General features: G+C 50.6%; 17 protein-coding genes. 9 read left to right on the top strand and 8 right to left on the bottom strand.

The window, feature by feature from the left end:
* Nucleotides 1-4 precede the first annotated feature (4 nt).
* From eboC to JJU34_RS11225, 6 genes are all read left to right on the top strand, one after another.
* Nucleotides 5-907, top strand: coding sequence for a UbiA-like protein EboC (gene eboC, locus JJU34_RS11250; RefSeq protein ID WP_228692460.1), 903 nt, complete (start codon nt 5-7; stop codon nt 905-907).
* Nucleotides 908-976: 69 nt separating this feature from the next.
* On the top strand, nt 977-2,131 hold the full coding sequence (locus tag JJU34_RS11245; RefSeq protein ID WP_228692459.1) for a 3-dehydroquinate synthase: 1,155 nt from the start codon (nt 977-979) through the stop codon (nt 2,129-2,131).
* A 35-nt stretch (nt 2,132-2,166) separates the two neighbouring features.
* Nucleotides 2,167-3,378 carry a metabolite traffic protein EboE gene (gene eboE, locus JJU34_RS11240; RefSeq protein WP_228692458.1) on the top strand — a complete coding sequence of 404 codons (1,212 nt, stop codon included), beginning with the start codon at nt 2,167-2,169 and terminating at the stop codon, nt 3,376-3,378.
* A complete protein-coding gene (locus JJU34_RS11235; RefSeq protein ID WP_228692457.1) occupies nt 3,375-4,751 on the top strand; it encodes a nucleotide pyrophosphatase/phosphodiesterase family protein in 1,377 nt (458 codons plus the stop codon). Before eboE ends, JJU34_RS11235 begins: the two co-directional genes overlap by 4 nt.
* Before the next feature lie 246 nt (nt 4,752-4,997).
* Nucleotides 4,998-5,384 carry a transmembrane 220 family protein gene (locus tag JJU34_RS11230; RefSeq protein WP_228692456.1) on the top strand — a complete coding sequence of 129 codons (387 nt, stop codon included), beginning with the start codon at nt 4,998-5,000 and terminating at the stop codon, nt 5,382-5,384.
* A complete protein-coding gene (locus JJU34_RS11225) occupies nt 5,381-6,379 on the top strand; it encodes an adenosine kinase (RefSeq protein WP_228692455.1) in 999 nt (332 codons plus the stop codon). Before JJU34_RS11230 ends, JJU34_RS11225 begins: the two co-directional genes overlap by 4 nt.
* Nucleotides 6,380-6,429: 50 nt before the next feature.
* Here JJU34_RS11225 and JJU34_RS11220 read toward each other — a convergent pair whose 3' ends face one another.
* From JJU34_RS11220 to JJU34_RS21715, 7 genes are all read right to left on the bottom strand, one after another.
* Entirely contained in the window at nt 6,430-6,906 is a 477-nt protein-coding gene (locus JJU34_RS11220) for a hypothetical protein (RefSeq protein ID WP_228692454.1), read from the bottom strand.
* The gene (gene mnmD / locus JJU34_RS11215; RefSeq protein WP_228692453.1) at nt 6,891-7,580 is read right to left on the bottom strand and encodes a tRNA (5-methylaminomethyl-2-thiouridine)(34)-methyltransferase MnmD; all 690 of its coding nucleotides are present in this window, start codon (nt 7,578-7,580) and stop codon (nt 6,891-6,893) included. The genes JJU34_RS11220 and mnmD overlap by 16 nt, the downstream gene beginning before the upstream one ends.
* Before the next feature lies 1 nt (nt 7,581).
* Nucleotides 7,582-8,067: a 2-C-methyl-D-erythritol 2,4-cyclodiphosphate synthase gene (ispF, locus tag JJU34_RS11210; RefSeq protein WP_228692452.1), complete on the bottom strand. Its 486-nt coding sequence runs from the start codon at nt 8,065-8,067 to the stop codon at nt 7,582-7,584.
* A 33-nt stretch (nt 8,068-8,100) separates the two neighbouring features.
* On the bottom strand, nt 8,101-9,381 hold the full coding sequence (locus JJU34_RS11205) for a pitrilysin family protein (RefSeq protein WP_228692451.1): 1,281 nt from the start codon (nt 9,379-9,381) through the stop codon (nt 8,101-8,103).
* Nucleotides 9,382-9,430: 49 nt separating this feature from the next.
* Nucleotides 9,431-9,628 carry a heavy metal transport/detoxification protein gene (locus JJU34_RS11200; RefSeq protein WP_228692450.1) on the bottom strand — a complete coding sequence of 66 codons (198 nt, stop codon included), beginning with the start codon at nt 9,626-9,628 and terminating at the stop codon, nt 9,431-9,433.
* A 13-nt stretch (nt 9,629-9,641) separates the two neighbouring features.
* Complete coding sequence (locus JJU34_RS11195; RefSeq protein ID WP_228692449.1) at nt 9,642-11,840, bottom strand: heavy metal translocating P-type ATPase; 2,199 nt, start codon at nt 11,838-11,840, stop codon at nt 9,642-9,644.
* A gap of 75 nt (nt 11,841-11,915) precedes the next feature.
* A complete protein-coding gene (locus tag JJU34_RS21715) occupies nt 11,916-12,050 on the bottom strand; it encodes a hypothetical protein (protein WP_301005361.1) in 135 nt (44 codons plus the stop codon).
* A 29-nt stretch (nt 12,051-12,079) separates the two neighbouring features.
* Here JJU34_RS21715 and bshC point away from each other — a divergent pair, with 29 nt between their 5' ends.
* The 3 genes from bshC to JJU34_RS11180 are packed head-to-tail and all read left to right on the top strand — an operon-like array spanning nt 12,080 to nt 14,728.
* Nucleotides 12,080-13,645 (top strand): bacillithiol biosynthesis cysteine-adding enzyme BshC, encoded by a 1,566-nt coding sequence (gene bshC / locus JJU34_RS11190; RefSeq protein WP_228692448.1) that lies wholly within the window; start codon nt 12,080-12,082, stop codon nt 13,643-13,645.
* Nucleotides 13,638-14,219, top strand: coding sequence for a 5-formyltetrahydrofolate cyclo-ligase (locus JJU34_RS11185; protein ID WP_228692447.1), 582 nt, complete (start codon nt 13,638-13,640; stop codon nt 14,217-14,219). The genes bshC and JJU34_RS11185 overlap by 8 nt, the downstream gene beginning before the upstream one ends.
* A 23-nt stretch (nt 14,220-14,242) precedes the next feature.
* Nucleotides 14,243-14,728, top strand: coding sequence for a hypothetical protein (locus tag JJU34_RS11180; RefSeq protein WP_228692446.1), 486 nt, complete (start codon nt 14,243-14,245; stop codon nt 14,726-14,728).
* A 68-nt stretch (nt 14,729-14,796) separates the two neighbouring features.
* On the opposite strand, the gene JJU34_RS11175 is transcribed toward JJU34_RS11180, so the two are convergent.
* Nucleotides 14,797-15,945, bottom strand: a complete 1,149-nt coding sequence (locus JJU34_RS11175; protein WP_228692445.1) for a PQQ-dependent sugar dehydrogenase — start codon at nt 15,943-15,945, stop codon at nt 14,797-14,799.
* Nucleotides 15,946-15,969 lie beyond the last annotated feature (24 nt).

Below are 15,969 nucleotides of genomic sequence, written 5' to 3'. Positions count from 1 at the left end.
CCGGATGGGAAACCTATTAGCGCACATACGCCTCACGAGGCCCGCCAATATCGTTACCGCCATAGCGGACATATGGGCGGGTTTTGCTATTTCAGGGGTAGTCGCCGCACTGATTAGCGGCGACCTCTCGGTGTACCTCGGAGACATGGTTTGGCTCACGATAGCCACCATTGGCCTCTATGGTGGAGGGGTTGCTTTTAACGACGTGTTTGATGCAGAGCTGGATCGGGTGGAGCGGCCCGAGCGGCCAATTCCTTCGGGGCAGATCAGCGTGTGGAGTGCGGGATTAATGGCAGCAGGCCTCCTGCTACTGGGTATCATAGCTGCGTTGCAGGTCGGTGTCTGGAGTGGTGAGATTGCGGTATTTATAGCGGTATTTGCCGTAATCTATGATGCTTGGGGCAAGCACCAACAGATCTTCGGCCCTATCAATATGGGGCTATGCCGTGGGGCCAATCTGCTCCTTGGCGTGAGTCTGATTCCCGAGTCCATTGGTCCCCATTGGTACCTGGCATTGATTCCCATTGCCTACATTTCGGCGATCACGATGATCAGTCGGGGGGAGGTGCACGGCAAAAACCGAAGCGCGCTCTTGGGAGGATTATGGATTTATTTTGCCATATTTGCCGCGCTATTAGCTATTTCCGTGAAGCAACAGGGATATGGCTTCTGGCAGGTAGTTCCCTTTATCGGCCTATTTGCATACCTCATTCTGCCCCCGTTGTGGAAGGCGATAGCCACGCAGGAGCCCAAACATATCGGCAAGGCGGTAAAGGCCGGGGTCCTTTCCTTGATCGTGATGAATGCCTGCTTTGCCGCGGCATTTGCCGGTTGGTGGGTTGCCTTGATCATTTTGGCGCTACTGCCTTTATCAAGGTGGCTTGCAAAAAGGTTTGCTGTAACCTAATGGGCTTGGAAGGGGTTAACTATATTGGAGGCGGCAGCCATATGAACATTGATAAACAAGGATAATCAGATGAACAAAGTTATTGAGCAAACATTTAGCGTACCCTTTCGGTATCCGGTTTGTTTTACATCGCGCCTATTTGACCCCAAGAATACCCTTCTGGCTGACCTGCTGAAGGGTGATAAAATCCCCAAAGCCTTTTTTGTGATCGATCAGGGTGTTAGTGACGCCCATCCGACCTTGATCAGCGATATACTAAAATATGCCCAGTCACACAGTGGCGTATTCACGCTAGCGGCCGATCCGTTGGTAGTACCCGGCGGGGAGCAGTGCAAAAACGACCAAAAGTCCTTTCAACAGGTATTGGATGCCTCCAATGACTTTGGCATAGACCGGCATTCGTATATCATTGCCATCGGAGGAGGTGCCTTGCTGGACATGGTAGGCTTTGCGGCTGCCATTGCCCACAGGGGGATTCGGCATATCCGCATACCTACCACGGTGCTTTCCCAAAACGATTCCGGTGTAGGGGTCAAAAACGGCATCAATGCCTACGGCAAAAAGAATTTTCTGGGCACCTTTGCCCCACCTGCCGCCGTAATCAATGACTTGGCATTCTTGGAAACACTGGATGACCGGGATTGGCGATCCGGGATATCCGAGGCGATTAAGGTTGCCTTGATCAAAGATGCTGATTTCTTTCAATGGATTGTGGAGAATGCTCCTGCATTGGCCGAGCGGGACATGGACGCGATGGCCTACCTGATCGTTCGTTGTGCAGAGATGCACATGGAGCATATCGCTGGGAGGGACCCCTTTGAAACCGGTTCATCCAGGCCCTTGGACTTCGGCCACTGGGCGGCCCATAAGCTGGAACACTTGACGGACTACCGCGTTCGACATGGCGAGGCCGTGGCGATCGGCATCGCGTTGGACTCCACCTATTCTTACCTGAAAGGGTTGTTGACGGCCGACGAGCTGGATCAGATTATCCAAGTAATCCGCGACCTGGGCTTCGATCTGTATGTGCCTGAACTTTCGGGAGAGGTATTGCTACAGGGGCTGCAGGAGTTTAGAGAGCACTTGGGAGGCAGGCTTACCATCATGTTGCTGGAAAAGATCGGACGTGGGGTAGAGGTGCATGCAATGGACACCGAGCTTATCCAAGAGGCTGCCGCCAGGCTAAAGGCGTCACAGATGGAGGGACAAAATGTCTCCTCGTAAAGAACTTTCCATTTTCCCTAAGTAACCCAATTTATATGCACGTAAAGCAGCATCATCTCACTTATTGTTCCAACATCCACCCGGGTGAAAGCTGGGCGGCTACCAAGGCAAATTTGGAGAAGTACCTGCCAGAAATAAAGTCCAAGGTGTCAGGTTCCGAGCCCCTTGCCATAGGCCTGCGCCTGTCCAACGAGGCGAGCTTGGATATCTTGAAGGATGACCAATTGCCTGCCTTCAAGCGTTGGCTGGACGAAAACGGCTTCTATATCTTTACGTTCAACGGCTTTCCGTATGGCGGATTCCACCGACAGGTGGTAAAGGACGAGGTGCACACGCCGGATTGGACCACAGCGGACAGAAAGGCTTACACGCTTCGTCTATTCGACATCCTTTCGGTGTTGTTGGCCGAAGGGATGGATGGTGGTATTTCCACCTCTCCCCTGTCTTATAAATACTGGCATCCAAAGCCTTCCGATCTGGATTTTGCCATGCAGCGCAGCACCGAGCAGGTGGTGGAAGTGGCCGTTAGACTTTTTGAAATCTATCAGCAGCAAGGCAAGCTGCTGCACCTGGACATTGAACCAGAGCCGGATGGATTGATTGAGAACAGCGAGGAGCTTATATCGTTTTTCAGCAATTGGCTGCTACCGCTAGGAGTGCCTGTGTTTAAGGAAAAATTTGGTCTAACGGATGAGCAAGCCGAAAAGGCTCTAAAGGAGCATATCCGCGTGTGTTACGATATCTGCCATTTTGCCGTAGGCTTCGAACATCACCAAGAGGTGTTTGACGCCTTGGATCGAGAAGGCATCAAGATCGGAAAGATACAGATCAGTGCGGCGTTGAAGGTACCGATTCCCGTAGAAATCAGTGAGCGTAAAAAGGTAGAGAAAGCCCTGCATCCGTTTGTAGAATCCACGTACCTGCATCAGGTGGTGGGGAAAAGGGAGAACGGTTCGCTGAAGTCTTTTCGTGACCTTCCCGACGCCCTTGTTACCCTAGCGGAGACGAAGCTCACCGAATGGCGTATCCACTTCCACGTGCCGATTTTTTTGGATACCTATGGGAGGTTGGCCTCTACGCAGGGAGATATCACCGAGGTGCTTAAGTTGGTGAACGAACGCCCGCTTACCAACCACCTGGAAATTGAAACCTATACTTGGGAGGTTCTTCCCGAGGATATCCATTTGAGTCTAGGAGAGTCCATATCCCGGGAGTTGCTTTGGACATTGGAGAAACTGCAATCATGAAGAAATCTGTAATCATTGATATCGTAGCCCTGTCATCCAGGGTGATCGGAGAGTATACGCCCTTTTTGGCCCAATGGGCAAAGGATGCCCACCATGCCCGTATCCGACCGGTGCTGCCTGCCGTGACCTGCTCTGCACAGAGCGTTTACCTCACGGGCAAGTGGCCCGAGGACAACGGCGTCGTGGGCAATGGCTGGTACTTCAGAGACGAATGTGAAGTGAAGTTCTGGCGCCAATCCAACCGCTTGGTGCAGTCCCCTAAAATCTGGGAGGAACTCAAACAGAAAAACTCGGAATTTACCTGTGCGAATATGTTCTGGTGGTACAATATGTACAGTAGCGTGGACTATGCGGTAACTCCTCGGCCCTTGTACCCGTCCGACGGGCGCAAGTTGCCTGATGTGCACTCCCAGCCCATGGATCTGAGGGATCGGCTTCAGCAGGAGTTGGGTCAGTTCCCTTTGTTTTCTTTTTGGGGCCCAAATGCCAATATCGAATCTACCCAGTGGATCGCCAAGGCATCCATGAAGGTGGATGAATGGTTTGACCCAACCCTTACCTTGATTTATCTGCCCCACCTGGATTATGGCTTGCAGAAGCATGGGATCGATTTTGACAAGATCGGCAAGGATTTGCGAGAGGTAGACGAGGTGGTTCGCGAACTGGTGACCTACTACGAGGCAAAAGGGGCCGATGTGCTGCTGTTGTCCGAATATGGCATCACCACAGTGAATCGCCCAGTGCACATCAACCGCATGCTTCGCAAAGAGGGGTATATCGAAGTCAAAAACGAGCTTGGGCTGGAAACACTGGATGCAGGTACCTGTAGGGCTTTTGCGGTAGCTGACCATCAGCTGGCCCACCTTTACGTTCCTAATCCAGAAGACAGACCCAAGGTGAAAGCTCTGGTGGAGGCTATGCCGGGTGTGGAGCGGGTATTGGATGAGACCGGTAAAGGGGATGAACACATCGGCCACGAGCGTGCCGGAGACCTGATAGCCGTAGCGGACAAAGACTCCTGGTTTACCTATTACTACTGGCTGGACGATACCAAGGCACCGGATTATGCGCGTACGGTAGACATACACCGCAAGCCAGGGTATGATCCCGTAGAGATGTTTGCCAATCCCGAAATCCCCTTGCTGAAAGCCAAAATTGGCTGGAAGCTCATTCAGAAGAAGTTGGGTTTTAGGTACCTGATGGATGTGATTCCGCTGACGGCCGAGCTGGTAAAGGGCTCCCATGGCCGCATTCCAGAGGACAGTCTTGATTGGCCGGTATTGATAGGGAAGCGAACCGGTTGTATTCCTTCTAAGACGGTGGCCCCAACCGATGTTTATGGCGTTATCAAGGCCTATGTGGAAGGAAAGTAGGTTGTTGCAGGACATTGAAGGGGTTTCGCTGTACAATATGTCGAATTCTGGGAGATGATGGTTTTTTCGGTGGTGTTTTTTGCCTAAATTCACCAATATTTATTCAAATTCAGCTAGTTAAGCTATTTAGTGTAGTAAGGGTCTGGCAGGTTTGTTCGTTCATAATTAGCAGTATAGACAGGTTAACACCTGCCCGACGGTTTTAAACCCTCGCGCAGGTTGACTGAAAAAATCAATTATAAACAGATGACACAAGGATGGAAAATATTCTTCGGTATTTGGACCGGGTTGTTTTTACTGTTCGCCTATTGGCAATTTAACGATCCAGATCCAGAGTGGTGGGTGCCCGCGTATTTGATCGGGGCGTTGATTTCGGGATTGGCGGCATCTGGCCGGTTTCACCTTCGGATACTGGTGATCACCACGCTGCTATACCTTACGGTATCCTTGTTTTTTTGGCCTCAGGATATCTTTGGGTGGGTCTCGCAAGAATGGGAACAGAAGAATCTGGCCATGAAGACCGATGCGATGGAAATCAATCGGGAGTTTTTCGGTCTGCTTACGTTGGCACTCATCACCGGCTTAGCTTATTGGGTCGGTAGAGGGCAACTTATCAAAAAACAACAACTATGATTAAAAAATACGATGTGACCGGCATTGGCAATGCCCTAGTAGATATAGAGTTTACCGTTTCGGATGAATTTTTAACCAAGTTCGGCGTGGAAAAGGGCTTGATGACGCTGGTGGACGAGGAGCGGCAAACCATGCTGATGCAAGAAATAAACCGAAAGACCGCCAAAATGCAATGCGGCGGTTCAGCGGCCAATACGGTGATTGCGTTGAGTCAGTTTGGTGGCAATTCCTATTACTGCTGCCGGGTCGGTGATGACGAGCTGGGTAGGTTCTTTTTGGATGACCTAAAAGAATCCGGTGTTCATCACAGTTTGGATGCCGAAAAGCAGGAAGCGGGGATTACCGGCAAGTGTTTGGTGATGGTCACAGAAGATGCGGAGCGGACGATGAATACGTTTTTGGGTATCACCCAGGATTTTTCCACCCGCGACATCAACGAGTATGCGCTGAAGGATTCCAAGTACGTGTATATCGAGGGGTACTTGGTCACGTCAGACAACGGAAAGGAGGCCATGCGTTACGCAAAAAAGGTGGCTGAAGACAACGGGTCGAAGGTCGCCCTCACGTTTTCCGATCCCGCTATGGTGAAGTATTTTTCCGGTGCGTTTGATGAGGTAATCGGGGCGAGTGTGGACCTGCTCTTTGCCAATGAGGAAGAAGCCATGCTGTATACCAAAAAGAGTAACTTGCAGGAAGCACGCGAAGAACTGAAAAAAGCAGCCAAGCATTTTGTGATTACCCAGGGGAAAAACGGGGCGATGATTTACGACGGGGAAACGTTTATAGATATAGAACCCTATGCCACCAAGGCCGTGGACAGCAACGGTGCCGGGGATATGTTTGCGGGAGCATTTTTGTATGGCATCACCAATGGGCACTCCTATGCGTCCAGTGGAAAGCTGGCCAGCATGGCTTCTTCCAAAGTAGTAAGCCAGTTTGGTCCCCGGCTAAAATGGCACGAGGCCAAAGAGATTTTGGGGAGATTGCTGCCCTAGAGCGGAACATCAATAAAGAATAGCTCGAAATTATCGTTCATACGAGATCCTTAATTCCCGTCATATACATTGGTCACATGTTTGATGACCAGTCGTGTGGCTGCTAGTGTGTCGCTGTCCGTGGGTGCATAATCCAGTTCCAACGTAGCTACTTTCAAGTCCAGTGCATCGTAAATGATCAGTTGAAAGACGGTGCTGTCCAATGGCGTGACGCTGTAGTGGTTGCCCTCAAGGAGGCCGATGGAGAGTTCTCCCGGTAATTCTTTTGGAAATCGTAATTTGAGGTAGTATTTGTCTTCGTATAAAAAATGGTCGAATAATTCCGGATGTAGCCAGGTAGTAGCCGGATCTTTGATGGCATCTGAGGATGAAGTGGTTAATTCATCAGGATTCTCTGCGGAATAAGAGGGAATGCTGTGTATTTCGGGCTCATTGATGGCAGCGTCGTTTTTCGATGTTGGGCTGCAAGAAACAAGCAGCACTACATAGACAAGCCAATAGCCTAGAAAGATCAGCCGGGCTTCCATGCGCGGGTCATTTCTTTTTTACCTGGAGGTCCAGGCACCTGATCCAATACCAAGCCTAGCGCCTGTAGGTCTCGTTTCAGTTGGGCGGCAGCACAGTAGGTGACGAATACCCCATTTGGGTTCATGGCATCCACGATGTCCCGGAGCATGTCTATGTGCCAGAGTTCGGGTTGTTTCTTTGGAGAAAAAGCATCAAAAAAGACCACGTCAATCGGGTAGAGTGTTGCCTCCTGCAGGGTGGTTTTGTCTTTTTTGATGTTGAAAAACTCCGTCATTGGCTTGCCAAGGTCCCATTCCATCGCGTGCAGCCGGTTAAAGTAGGCATTGTAGTGGATGGTGAAGGATTCATCTACGGTGGTGTAATTCAGGGCTGAATAGATTTCTTTTTCGAGTGGGAAGGGCTCGATGGTATGGTAAGCTACCGGCACTTGGCTCTGTTCTGCCCAAATGAGGCTCAGCCAAGCATTCAGGCCGGTACCAAAACCAACCTCAAAGACGCGGATGGGAAATTTCCCACGGTTTCGAGCAAACCAAGCCTCTAGTCCGTAGAGGATGAAAACGTGCACGGATTCCCTGTAGGCACCGTGCGAACTGTGGTAGCTTTCGTTGATTTCGGGCAGGTAGATGGAGTGCGAACCATCTTCGGTGGTGATGATTTTCGTTTCCCGTGCCATGTTATCCTTTTTGATTGATCAGTACTACACAATAGGCCGATACTCCCTCTTCCCGCCCTACGAATCCAAGCTTTTCGGTGGTGGTGGCTTTGATGGAAAGTTGCCCCTCGGAAATGCCCATTACCTCGGCAAGGCAGGTCTTCATTTCCGGAATATGGGGATTGATTTTAGGCACTTGCAGGCAAATCGTGGAATCGACATTGCCGATTACAAACCCGGCCTCATCGAGCAAGTGGATGACATCTTTGAGTAAAATTTTACTATCGATGCCCTTGTATTTAGGATCTTTGTCAGAAAAATGGTACCCGATGTCCCGAAGGTTCGCTGCGCCTAGGAGGGCATCGCAGATGACGTGTACCAGTACATCGGCGTCAGAATGTCCCACGGCTCCTTTGGTGTGAGGAATGTGTATTCCGCCCAGCCAAAAGGCCTGACCCTCCTGTAGTTGGTGCACGTCGTATCCGAATCCTACTCTGAATGCATTCATGGGTGTGGTTTTAGGTAAAGTACATCGATTTCTTCAGGCAACAGCCCCTGTTCCGGGTTGTACCAAACTGCCTCCTTGAGTAGCTTGCTTATAATAGAGCACCGAAGCATTTTCAGGCACAAGTATTTTGTTGGCCCAGGCGATGATTTCGGAGCTCTTGGTTTTGAGTTTTTGGGCATATTCCGCTTCATAGAGCTTTGGACTGCCTAAATGCGCGTAATACGCCAATTTCATCGCCCGGTTAAGTAAGTGTACCGCTTCGTATGAGCGCATGGCCTCGCTTTGGTTTTTGACCTTTTGCAAGATCTTGGGTGAAATGGTCGACGCCTTGAAGCTTTCCAATTCCCTGTCCAAAAGTGCTTCAGCTTGCTCGGCGGTAAAGCCTTTCTCCATCCTTGCGCTTACGATCAGCAAGCTGGGATCTACGCTGCCCAACACGTACGCCCGGCAATTGGCAAAGACCTCGGTGTTTTTCACCAAACGCTGTTCCAAAATAGCGGATCGGCCAAAGCCCAATACATCGGTAACTAGGTCCGCTTCCAGGTATCCGGCCTCCAATCGCCCTGGCATATGATACGCCTTATACAAGGAGTCGGTAGGTACTTCGGCAAAGACTGTCTTTGTACGTCGCTGGGTTTGGGGCGGTTCGCTGACTGGGCGCAACATACGCGCTTTGCCGGCGGGAATGGTACCAAACCATTTTTCGGATAAGCGTTCTACCTGTCCGCGTTTTACGTTGCCGGCCACCACCAAGATGGCATTGTCGGGTCGATAATAGGTTTCGTAGAAGTTCCGTATATCGGCTTCGGTGAAATTTTCGATATCGGCCACCTCCAAGCCGATGGTAGGCCATCGGTAGGGGTGCCGGGTAAATGCCAAGGCCCTCAGGTGGTGCATCGCATCTCCGTAGGGTTGGTTTAGGTAGCGTTGTTTGAATTCCTCGATGACCACGTTGCGCTGGGCTTCTATCACCCGCTCTTGTAGCGTCAGTGCCAGCATCCTGTCCGATTCCAGCCAAAAGGCCGTTTCGATGTTGATGGCGGGCAGGCTAATGTAGTAGTTGGTGATGTCTGTGGAGGTGAAGGCATTGCATTCACCGCCTACCCGTTCTATGGCTGTGTCGAAGGAAGGGACGTTTTCCGAGCCACCAAACATCAGGTGCTCAAAGTAATGAGCCAATCCGGTCTTACCTGGCACTTCGTTTCGCGAGCCCACCTTGTAGAGTAGGTTCAGGACGGCCATTTCGGTGTTCGGGTCCTCGTGCACATATACCTGTAGCCCGTTGCCCAGTACAAATTTTTGGTAGTCCATCATAGTTTGGAAAGCAAAATTAGCGATTTTTTCCGCTTTCCCAGCCGGTAGCCTAAATAGATTCTCCCTGGTATCCGGCCCGCTGCAGAGCTGCTTTTACCGCATCTTCCTCCAGGTCCCCTGCTACTTCCAGGATTCGGTCGGGATGACTCAGGTCTACGTTCCACTGGTTTGGAGCAATCTTGTCCATTTCGGGGGTGATGCTGGCCACACAGGCGCCACACTTCACATTTGTTTTAAGCTTGATCATGATGGAATTGTTTTTAGTTTGCAAATTTTAACCTCAGGCTGTTGCTGACAACGGAAACAGAGCTCAGTGCCATCGCGGCTCCGGCGATCATCGGGTTCAAGAGGAAGCCGAAGGCAGGAAACAGCACCCCTGCGGCAACCGGTATGCCGATGATGTTGTATATAAAGGCCCAAAAAAGATTTTGGTGGATGGTTTGGACCGTACGCTTTGAGAGCTTGAGCAATCGAGGAATCTCCAACAGGTTGGAATGCATCAGCGTGACCTTGGCGACGTCCATAGCGATGTCTGTTCCCTTGCCCATAGCGATGCTGAGGTCGGCGAGGACAAGTGCCTCGCTGTCGTTGATTCCGTCTCCCGCCATGGCAACCCGTTTGCCTTCGTTTTTGAGTTGTAGGATGTAGGCAGCCTTATCGCTGGGCAGGGCCTGACTACGTACTTGGGTGATGCCTACTTGTCTGGCGATGTGAGTAGCCGTTTTTTCGTTATCGCCGGTGAGCATGTGCACCTCAATACCCATCTGCATCAGTTCCCTTATGGCTTCCTTGGAATTTTCTTTGATAGGATCTGCAATCCCTACTACCGCCAAGACTTCGGAAGAATTCGCAAAGTAGATCACGATCATTCCTTGCTCCAAGAGAGTTTGTGCTTGTTCCTTTAGCTCCTTTGAAAGTCCGCAGCCTAGGCTGATCAGCCAGTGGATGCTGCCCACAACGTACGTTTTTCCATCCACTTCGCCCCTGATGCCCTTTCCGGTTGCCGACTGGAAAGCGGAAACTTTCGGACGGTTGGCTGATTCTTTGGAGAAATAGGCTGTAAGGGCCGTGGCCAGTGGGTGTTCGCTACGGGATTCCAAAGCAGCTAAGACCTGACCCAGTTGGGCACTTTGCGCTGGGTGTTGCCAGTGCACCTCCCGCACCTCAGGTTTGCCGGCAGTAATGGTGCCCGTTTTATCCAAAACCAAGGTGTCAATTTTTTTGCCCAGTTCCAGGCTTTCGGCGTCCTTTACCAGTATCCCCATGGAGGCAGCCTTTCCGATCCCTACCATGATGGCGGTGGGCGTGGCTAGGCCTAAGGCACAGGGGCAGGCGATCACCAAGACCGTGATCATAGATAGCATGCCCATCAGATAGGCACCGGTCAACATCCAGACCACAAAGGTGAGCAAGGAGATGGCGAGGACGGTAGGCACAAAGATGGCCGTCACTTTGTCTACCGTTCGCTGTATGGGTGCTTTGGAGCTTTGCGCGGCTTTTACCCGCTGTATAATGCCGGCTAGTAGGGTGTGTGCCGCGCTCTCTGTTACGCGGACCTCCATGCGGCCGGCTTGGTTCATCGTACCGGCAAATACCTTTTCACCCGACACTTTGCGTACAGGAATGGGTTCCCCGGTAAGCATGCTTTCGTCCACGAAGGAATCACCCTCGGTTACCGTTCCGTCTAAGGGTACTTTTTGTCCCGGTTTGACGAGAATTAAATCACCCTTTCTGACTTCTTCTACCGCCTTTTCGGTTTCTTGGTTTCCTTCCAGTACCCACACTCGGTCGGGCTGAAGGCTCATGAGCTTTCTCAGCGCTTCCCCGGTGCCTGCCTTGGCGCCAGACTCCAGGGTTCTACCTAACAATATGAAAAACACAATCACCGCGGCTGTCTCAAAATACACGTGTGGCTCCAAACCCCGGCTGAGCAAGACCTGTGGAAAAAGGGTGTTAAAGGTACTGTAAAGGTAGGCTATGCCCGTACTTAGCGCTACGAGCGAGTCCATATTTGCCTTGCCCATCCGTGTTTGGTTGGCTGCATTGATAAAAAAACTTCTTCCAAAGTAGAAAAGAACGGGTGTGGTGAGTAGCCAGGATAGTTCGTTCCCATAGGGCATGTGCATCCAAAACATGCCGATCATAAAAACCGGAAAGGCGAGCAGCCCGGCCGCCAGGGTGTTGCGTTTAAGTTGCTGAAAGGCCCTCTTTTGGATTCCCTCTAGGTCCTTTTGTTCCTGTTCTTCGATCAGCAGATCGTATCCAATGGATTTTATCAACTGCCGCAATTCAGTTAGATTGGCGGGGCGATCCGGGTCCAAGGCAATTACTGCCGAATGGCTGGCATAATTTACCCGTGCAGCAGACACGCCGGGTGCCTGCGCAAGCATGGATTCCACACTGCCCGCACAGGCCGCACAGCTCATTCCAGTGACAGGCAGTTCGATTTCTTGGGTCATAAGGGTCGAGGGACTGATTAGATTACAAAGGTAACGCATGTAACGCAGGGACTTTCATAGAATTTTTGAAAGAGTTTATACCCGCACATTGCCATTCAAGAAATTCCCTCCAGGCATTTGCGGTGCATTTCGCCCCATACCCAAAAAAATGATAACTTTACCGATGATGAACAGATGAACTATACCGCTCACTTTAGAGTTTTCATCCATATTCAAAAAGTTTAACCGCAAACCGTTTCATGAAGCAATCTGCCGTCGATCCCGCGTGTACTTCTTTGTTTTCGCCCCTGTTTCTGGATTATTTAGATCAAAAGGAAGCCTTGGCACCTTTTTATTCCTTTTTCCCTACGCTTGCAAATTTTGGCCAAGCGGTCCGTGATAGGGAGTTTTCAGCAGGCAATCGGGAGGTTTTGGCGGACGAGCTGACCCGTCAGTATCAAGGCATAGCCGAGCGGGGGGCTGTGGATGGGCAGATCGCACTATTGCGGCAGGATCGTACGTTTACCGTTACCACAGGCCATCAACTCAATCTGATGACCGGGCCCTTGTATTTTATCTATAAGATCGTCTCTACCATCAATCTGGCCAAAAAGCTGAAGGATGAATATCCGCAATACGAGTTTATTCCCGTCTACTGGATGGCCTCTGAGGATCATGATTTTGCGGAGATCAACCATTTTGTCTTTGAGGGAAAAAAGTACACATGGGAAAGCAATCAAGCAGGTCCGGTTGGAGCGTTTCAGATCGACCCGGCATTGAAGGCGCTGATTGGGGACATGCGCTTTTTACCCGATTTCTTTCGGCAGGCCTATCTAGAGTCTGCTACTTTGGCGGAAGCCGTACGGAAATATGTTCACCATTTGTTTGGGGCAGAGGGCCTGCTGGTCCTGGATGCGAACAGTGCGCCGTTAAAGCGACTCTTTGCGTCGGTAATCGAAGATGACTTGCTCACCCAGCGAGCCAATGAGCTGGTCAAGCACCAAAACGAGCGGTTGGAATCGTTGGGCTACAAGACCCAGATTTATCCTAGGGAAATCAACTTCTTCTATATGAAGGAAGGGCTGAGGGATCGGATCATCCGTTCCGGCAGCCACTTCGAGGTAGTCGGTACGGAGATATCCTGGACTAAAGAGGAACTTTTGGGGGAGCTGAACAGCTATCCCGAGCGTTTTAGTCCGAACGTGGTCATGCGTCCATTATACCAAGAGGTGATTCTCCCAAATATCGCCTACTTGGGTGGTCCGGCGGAAGTTGCTTATTGGTTTCAGCTGAAGGGAGTATTTGATCACTATCGGGTGGATTATCCCGCCGTGATGCCGCGAAACTTCGGGGTAATCGTGCCAAAGGTAGCGTCCCGCAAGATCAAGGCATTGGGATTGTCCAAGGAAGATTTGTTTAAATCCTTTGATGAGCTACGGATTGCCTATACCATTACTCATGCCGATGGAGACGTGCTATTGGGTTCAGAGCAAGGGGAGCTGGAGGAATTATTTGGGCGTTTGCAGGGCCGTTTGTCGGCTGCGGATCCCACCTTGGGGCCGGCGGTTTTGGCGGCGAAGGAGCGCGGACTTAGGATCCTTCTTCAGCTTTCGGTAAAGTTTCGAAAAGTGGAGGAGCGAAAGCAGCAGGAGTCCATTCGTAGGTTGCGTGAAATCAAGGAAGCATTGTTTCCCGGAGGTGCGCCACAGGAGCGAAGGGAGAATTTCCTGAATTTTTATCTGGGGAATGAGGCGGTCATTTCGGAATTTCTATCCACCTTTGATCCCTTGGATTTTCGTGTTGTGGTGATGGAGTTGGATGATTGAGGATAAAGACAGCATACGGAGACGATACAAACAGAAGCGGGCAGATTTAGGCCCCGAACAGCGGTCTGTGCTCAGCGCACAGTTGACCGAACAAGCCATGGCGTTTCTTGCCGCGAGGGATCAGGTGCGGCATGTGCACCTTTTTTTACCCATTGCCCGACTACACGAGGTAGACACGTCCTTATTGGTCGCTCGACTCTTTCAATGTGGCCGAACCCTTTATACCTCGGTGACCGATTTTTCAGCGAAAGAAATGCAAACAGTGGCGTTGTTACCCGGTATCGCATGGGAGGAAGATGAGATGGGTATTCCGGTTCCTGCTGCTTTGCAGTGGGTAGAGCAGGAAGATAAAATTGATCTGGTATTGTTGCCGCTTTTGGCATTTGATTTGGAGGGTGTTCGGGTCGGCTATGGCATGGGCTATTACGACCAATTTTTGTCACGATTGCCGGCCGGAGTGTGGAAGGTAGGGCTGTCGTATTTTCCGCCGGAGGAACGCTTGCCGAGGGAGAACCACGATGTGCCCATGGATGCATGTATTTTACCGAATGAAATTTTATATTTTAATAGATAGATTACCTAACTAAAAACTGTTTTATGAAGCAAAGAATCCTATTGATCGTGTTTGGGTTGTTGGTATTGACGCTGACTACCGAGGTGAAGGCACAGTCTTATGCGACAGGCATTGGGTTGCGGTCTGGTGTGAGTAATGGGTTGACGGTGAAGCATTTCATCGAGACCGATCTGGCCATAGAAGGAATTTTGCATTCCCGTTGGAGAGGGTTGGTGATTACCGGATTGATCGAAAAGCACAAGGACATCTCCGAGGTACGTGGATTGAGGTGGTTTTATGGAGGCGGTGCACACATAGGGTCGTGGAACGGCAACCGAAACCCGCCATGGGCGGATTCATCCTTTAGTGGAGCCACGGTATTTGGGTTGGATGGCATCATTGGGTTGGATTATATTTTTACCGGTGCGCCTATTAATCTGTCCTTGGATTACAAGCCGGCATTTAACATAACCAATAACGCTGGCTTTTGGGGCGACGAGGTGGCACTTTCCATACGTTTTGCTTTTTGACGCAAACGGCAAAAAAAAAGCCGGAGGGAATTGAAAGATCCCTCCGGCTTTTTTTGTTTACCGTATTTTTAGCCTTGAGGCACTAGCTTGATAAGCAGGCCTGTTGCTTCGGTGACCGCATAGATGTAACCGTCCGGGCTTTGAGCCACATGGCGTACGCGTCCGATATCTTGGAGCATTCTTTCTTCGCCTACATACTGGGTGCCTTGCAGTTCAACTCGGTTGATGTGTTGCTTTGCCAGAGCACCTACCAGCAGATTGCCTTTCCAGGAGGGGTATTTGTCGGATGTAACCAATACGGCACCACAGGGAGCAATGGAAGGTCTCCAGAAATGGATCGGTTGTTCCATACCGGATTTAACCGTGTCTTCGGTAATGATGCTGTCGTCGTAGTCAATGCCGTAGGTTATTTCCGGCCAGCCGTAGTTTTTGCCTTTTTGGATGAGATTTATCTCGTCTCCGCCTTTGGGGCCGTGTTCGATACCCCAAATCCGGTTGGTAGCCGCATCGTAAACCAGGCCCTGAGGGTTTCTGTTACCATACGTCCAGATAGAGGGGATTGCGTCGGTCTCGTTTACAAACGGATTGTCAGACGGGATGCGTCCATCGTCGTGGATTCGGTGAATCTTGCCATGGGAGTTTTTCAGTGTTTGCGCGTTTTCGGGATTGGCTCCACGCTCTCCGTTGCTAAAAAACAGGTAGTTATCCTTGTCAAAGATAATTCGGCTGCCAAAGTGCCTTCCACCTTCCACCGCAGGTGTGGTGATGATCAAGTCTTCCTGTTCTACCAGGCGGTTGCCGTCCAGTTTCGCACGCATGATGGCAGTAGCTCCGCCGCCTTCTACCGGCTTGGCATAGGCGATGTAGATCCATCCGTTTTGGGCATAATCTGGGTGGATTTGGATGTCTAATAACCCTGCTTGGTTTACGGCATGAACAGCTGGTACGCCTTCCAGTTTTTGGCCTGTATAGGCATCGTTTTCAAAAACGAGAATCTCTCCCTTGCGCTCCGTAACCAACATTCTGCCGTCAGGCAGCCAGGTCATTCCCCAGGGATTTTCCAGTTCGGTGTATAACGTGTCTACTTTGATCAGGTGTTGTTCAGTGGCAACAGCATGGGGGTCAATTTCCACCATGGCCTCCTGGGTTTTTTCTTCGCAGGAAGCGAAGACCACGAGTATAGGCAGAATTAAATGCAATGAGTGATGTATTTTCATATATTTTAAATGGTTTTAACTCCC

Source organism: Lunatimonas sp. (genome assembly GCF_020832325.1).
In the GTDB taxonomy this organism is placed as follows: domain Bacteria; phylum Bacteroidota; class Bacteroidia; order Cytophagales; family Cyclobacteriaceae; genus Lunatimonas.
This window is presented reverse-complemented; position numbering and strand designations above follow the sequence as displayed.